Annotated in this window: 3 protein-coding genes and 1 pseudogene; all 4 read left to right on the top strand. The window is 33.5% G+C overall.

Annotated features, from left to right (window positions below; translation table 11 throughout):
• Nucleotides 1-1,606 (top strand): DNA primase (gene dnaG, locus EZH24_RS06210; protein WP_137998266.1); only part of this gene is annotated, 1,606 nt, incomplete at its 5' end.
• Nucleotides 1,607-1,608: 2 nt separating this feature from the next.
• The gene (rpoD, locus tag EZH24_RS06205) at nucleotides 1,609-3,390 is read left to right on the top strand and encodes an RNA polymerase sigma factor RpoD (RefSeq protein ID WP_137998265.1); all 1,782 of its coding nucleotides are present in this window, start codon (nucleotides 1,609-1,611) and stop codon (nucleotides 3,388-3,390) included.
• 325 nt (nucleotides 3,391-3,715) lie between these two features.
• Nucleotides 3,716-5,644 (top strand): acyl-CoA dehydrogenase family protein, encoded by a 1,929-nt coding sequence (locus tag EZH24_RS15510; protein WP_137998264.1) that lies wholly within the window; start codon nucleotides 3,716-3,718, stop codon nucleotides 5,642-5,644.
• A gap of 41 nt (nucleotides 5,645-5,685) precedes the next feature.
• A pseudogene (locus EZH24_RS15390) lies at nucleotides 5,686-5,858 on the top strand (FprA family A-type flavoprotein); the annotation flags it as partial.

The following is a 5,858-nucleotide window of genomic DNA, read 5'->3' as shown; positions in this document are numbered from 1 at the left end:
TAAAGAAAAAGAAGGAATGGATTTCAAAGGAGCGGTTAAATATCTTGGAAATAGATTTTCGGTGGACACGAGCGGTTTCTTTTCGGCTAAAAGTTCTCAAAAAGAGCAAATATATTTGGAAAGCAGAAGAATAAACAGAACGGCTTGCAATTTTTTCGGCAAAAATCTTCTATTAAAAGATAAAAACGGAGATTATTTTTATAAAGACGCCGTTCAATATTTGAAAAATAGAAAAATGCCTTTTGCTATAATAAAAGAATTCAAAATCGGATACGCGCCTCCGAGTTGGGATGCGCTTATAAAATCTCTATCTTCGAATAAAATCAGCGTTAAGAATATGTATGCGTTGGGGCTTGTTAATGTTAGCAAAAATAACCCAAATCATTTTTACGATAATTTTGTAAATAGAATAATGTTTCCAATAATTAACGAAAGAGAGGAAATCATAGGATTTGGCGGAAGAAGTATAGACGGAAAAGAGCCTAAATATTTGAATTCAAAAGAAAGTTTGATTTTCAAAAAGAAATCTTGTCTTTACGGAATAAATATAGCGAAAAAATATATTCTTAAAGAAGACGAAATTATATTAGTCGAAGGTTATATGGACACTATAGCCTGCCATAAAATGAATATTAAAAACGCGGTAGGTTCTTTAGGGACTGCTATAAGCGAAGAGCATGCAATCGAAATAAAAAAATATACGAATAATGTAGTTTTGGCTTTGGACGGAGACGAAGCGGGAATAAAAGCCACTCAAAAAGCTATATTAATACTATTGAAATTCGATTTAAAATTGACTATACTATCTATAAAAGAAACTAAAGATTTGGACGAATATTTTACGATTTACAATAGAAACGGTTTTGATAATTTATATAAAAATAGGCTCGATTGGTATGATTTTATTGTAGAAAGTTGTATAAGAGAAAAAAAAGAGCCAAATAATCTTTCGATAGAAGAAAAGTTGAAAATTGTGAATATTCTTTATAAATATTTGAACGAATTAAAAAGCGAAACGGAAAAGCAAATGATAATATCTCATATAGCGTCAAAACTTTCTATAGACAGAGAGGCTTTCAATAAAGATTATATAAATTCGTTTAAATCGAATAGAGAAAATAAATTTTTAAATTATAATTCAAACAATTATGTTTTAAAAAATAAAAATATAAAAACCGATAATAATTTTTATTATGAAAATAGCTTAATATATTTGCTTGCTTTGAATCCGTCTTTAATAAAAGAGGCAGAAAGAGAGATTGGGGTTGACCTTTTTAAGAAAGATATAACCAAAGAATTTTTTATAAGACTCTTGACTCTTGGCAAAGACGCGACATCCGAAGACGCTTTAAATATACTTGGAAACGAGAATATAGCGAATCGAATAAAAAGCAAGGAAAATTTATATAAAGACAATATTGAAGAAAAATTGGAAGAGCTTATTATTAAAATGAAAAGCGGCGATTTAGACTATAAGAGGAAAGAACTTTTAAATAATAATTTAAATTCTATTCAAAATAAAGATAGTTTCGAGTCTATTTGCGCGAAAGCGAGAGAAATTCATTTACTTAATAAGCAAAAAGAAAAATTACATCAAGGAAGTTAAATATGATTGACACTACTATTGATAAAACTATAGAAGAAGATTGCGACCTTTTACTGAAAAATGAAAAAATAAAAAATTTATTGGAAAAAGGAAACGAAAACAAATATCTGACATATAAGGAAATTAACAACGCCATAGATAATTTGGACGCCGATGTTATAGATATTTTATTTCAATTATTAAACGCGAGAAATATAGCGACTGTAGAAGATAAAAAAGAATTTGAAAACCTAACTAAAGAAAAAAATAAAGCGGACGATGAAAATAAATATATTCATGTGGAAGAAAAAATAGGAAACAATGACGACCCTATAAGATTATATTTGAAAGAAATCGGAAAGGTTAATTTGCTTACGCATGACGATGAAGTGGATTTTTCTAAAAAGATAGAATCGGGAGAATCTGAAATCGAAGGGATTGTGTTAAACACTCATTTGGTTGTCGGCGAAGTTTTAACTACGATTAAAAATGTTCATGCGGGGAGAGTTTTTATTCATGAAATATTGGAGCCTCCGAGAATATATAATGTTTCAACGCAAGAAAAAAGAAAATTGGAAAGAAAATACAAAAATTTTGAAAAAGAATATAAGGTATTGGCTGAAAAATATCTTTATTTGGATAAAAGAATAAAAAGAATTTCCACTCCGAAAAAGATTAAAAGTTTGACTGAAGAACAAGATGAAATCAAAGAAGAAATCGTTAAACTTCTTATTAAAGTTCGATTGAATAGAATGGAAATCGACAGAATAGCCGAAAAATTAAAATTTTATTTGCATAGAATAAATCAAATAGAAGAATATTTTGGAAAACTTAAAAAGAGATATTACAAAGATATAGAAGATTTTGAAAATTATTATAAGGAAATCGAAAAAGGAAATAAGGATATATTTATAAAACTTGTCGATGACTTCAATATAAATCCCGAAGCAATCGAAGCGGTTATAACGAGCTTTCATAATTCTCAAGTTCGTTTGGCTGATATTTACGATGAAGTTAGAGTCGATAAAGAAACTTTGACGGAATGGGTTAGAAAAATAGATTCCTCAAGAAGAAGAATAGCGCAGGCTAAAGACCATATAGTAAAAGCGAATTTAAGATTGGTTATAGCGATTGCCAAAAAATATGTCAATAGAGGGCTTCATTTCTTTGATTTGGTGCAAGAAGGAAATATAGGATTAATAAAAGCCGTTGATAAATTCGAATATAAGAAAGGTTATAAATTTTCAACTTACGCGACTTGGTGGATTCGCCAAGCTATAACTCGTTCGATAAGCGACCAAGCGAGAACTATAAGAGTTCCCGTTCATATGATAGAACAGATTAATAAAGTAACAAGAGTTTTAAGACAATATATGCAACAATATGGAAGAGAGCCTTCAATACAGGAAATAGCTAAAGCGTTGGGATGGCCCGAAAGCAGAGTAAAACAAGTTAGAAATGTGGCGAAAGACCCTGTTTCATTAAACGCTCCTATAGGAGACGAAGATGACACGATACTTGGAGAGCTTATAGAAGATAAAGAATTTGAAAGCCCGCAAAATATAACCTCTTTTAAAATTTTTCAAAAGGAATTGAATTCCGTTATAGGAAAACTTCCACAAAGAGAACAGAAAGTTATAAGAATGCGCTTCGGTTTGGATGACGGCTATAGTCATACATTGGAAGAAGTCGGCTATGTATTTAAAGTGACGAGAGAGAGAATAAGACAGATAGAGGCGAAAGCGATAAGAAGGTTAAGAGCCACTTCAAAAAAGAAAAAACTTAAAGAATTTTTAGATTCGTAAATAAAAAAATAATTAAAAGTGGATAAAAAATAAATAAAATTTTTTGCGTTTTTCTTGATTTTGAATTTGATTTTTATAATTACATAGGATTTAATATTAATTTATCATAAATTTTTATAAATAATTAAGATAAATTGAATTTTATTCCTAATTAATAGCGGTTTGCATTTGACAATTAGATTTTTTTGTATTATACTATATGTATGGTAAAAATAAAAATTATTTTTGTCTTAAATATAAATCGAAAATAGTAGATTTTATATTTATTAAATTAGTTAAAAATTCGTAATTTATATATAAAAAATTCAAATTAAAGGAGAAGCAAATGTTTAAAACAACTGAACAACACGAAGAATTTCGTGCTAAGGTCAGAGCATGGGCGGAAGAAGTAGTGAAACCCATAGCGGTAGAGCTTGACCTCGATAACAAATTTCCTGACGAAGCCGTTAAGGAAATGGGACGAAAAAAGCTCGACATAATGGGCATACCTTATGAGAAGAAATACGGAGGCGCAGGTCTCGATGTCATAAGTTATGCAATCGCTGTCGAAGAACTTTCCAGAGTTGACGGCGGAGTCGGAGTTATTCTATCGGCTCATACTTCTTTAGGCGCTTACCCTATAGCGGCTTTCGGAACGGAGGAACAAAAGAAAAAATATTTAACTCCTCTCGCTACGGGAGAAAAAATAGGCGCTTTCGGTTTGACAGAACCCGAAGCAGGTTCCGATGCGGGCGGAACGGAAACTACGGCTGTATTGCAAGGAGATTACTACATCTTAAACGGCGAAAAAATATTTATCACAAACGCTCCTAAAGCGGATATTTATGTCGTATTTGCCGTTACGACTCCGGGCATTGGCACAAAAGGTATCAGCGCTTTCATCGTTGAAAAAGGATGGGAAGGTTTTGAATTCGGAGAACATTATAACAAATTGGGTATTCGTTCTTCGTCAACCGCTCAATTATTATTTAGCGATGTTAAAGTTCCTAAAGAAAACTTACTCGGTAAAGAAGGTCAAGGTTTCAAAATTGCGATGCAAACTCTTGACGGAGGTCGTATAGGAATTGCGGCTCAAGCGTTGGGAATAGCTCAAGGCGCTTACGAAGCGGCTTTGGAATATTCGAAAGAAAGAATACAGTTCGGACGCCCTATAGCGCAACAACAAGCGATTGCGTTTAAGCTTTCCGATATGTATACCAAATTGCGCGCTGCTCGTCTATTGATATATAGCGCGGCTTATTTGAAAGAAATACATGAACCTTACGGAGTTGAAGCGGCTATAGCTAAACAATACGCTTCCGATATAGGTTTGGAAGTAGTTAATGACGCTCTTCAAATTCACGGCGGAAACGGATATATTAAAGGCGCTTATATGGTGGAAAGAGCCTACAGAGACGCTAAAATCTGCACAATTTACGAAGGAACCAACGAAATTCAAAGAGTCGTTATTTCCGCTTCTATACTCGGCAAAATGCCTAAAGCTCCAAGCGGAGGCGGCGGAGGCGGACTTATCGTTAGAAAAGGTCCTATCACTGGCGAAAGAAGAAATATCGTATTCAAAGACGGCTCGGCTCAAGATAGAGTTAACGCTTTGGTTGCGGCTTTACAAAAAGACGGCATAGACTTCTCCGTTGGAATTGATATCAACACTCCTATAGTTGACGCGGAAAGAGTGGTAAGTATGGGTAAAGGTATCGGCGGAAAAGAAAATATCAAATTGGTTGAAGACTTGGCTAAAGCTGCTGGAGCGGCTATCGGTTGTTCACGCCCTGTTGCCGAAGAATTGAGATATTTGCCTATAAACAGATATGTGGGTATGTCTGGACAAAAATTCAACGGCAATTTGTATATAGCCTGCGGTATTTCTGGAGCGAATCAGCATTTGAAAGGAATCAAAAACGCCGCTATAATAGTAGCGATAAATATTAAAGCGAACGCTAAAATATTCAAAAATGCGGATTACGGCATAGTGGGAGATGTTAAAGAGATTTTGCCTCTACTTGCCAAAGCTTTGGATACTGGCGCTAAAAAACCTGCGGAAGTTCCATTCAAGAAAATGAAGAGAATAGCTCCTAAAAAAACAATCGAGTTGCCAAAATTGTATGTTTGCACAGGTTGTGGCTATGAATATAATCCTTTAGTAGGCGACCCTGAAGCGGAAGTATTGCCAGGAACAGAGTTTAAATCTCTACCTGACGAATGGGTATGCCCTGAATGTAGCGAAGAAAAATCTACATTTATAGAGGGTTTTTAATATAAGAGCAATAAATTAAATAACTAACAGGAGGAAAATTAATGCATTGCGTTAGAAAAGTAACAGAAGATTTATACTGGGTTGGAGCGAATGAACATCGTTTAGCCCTATTTGAAAATGTGCATCCTTTAACTAAAGGCGTTTCATATAACTCTTATCTTTTAATGGATGAAAAAACGGTTCTTTTCGATACCGTTGACTGGGCTGTATGCAG

The sequence above is a fragment of the Brachyspira catarrhinii genome (assembly GCF_005518285.1).
Lineage (GTDB): Bacteria > Spirochaetota > Brachyspiria > Brachyspirales > Brachyspiraceae > Brachyspira > Brachyspira catarrhinii.
Note: the sequence above shows the minus strand (reverse complement) of the source record. Positions and strands in the feature narration are given on the sequence as shown.

Coding starts and splice junctions, on each gene's coding strand:
- rpoD (WP_137998265.1), top strand. CDS start 1,609: ATGATTGACACTACTATTGATAAAACTATAGAAGAAGATTGCGACCTT.
- EZH24_RS15510 (WP_137998264.1), top strand. CDS start 3,716: ATGTTTAAAACAACTGAACAACACGAAGAATTTCGTGCTAAGGTCAGA.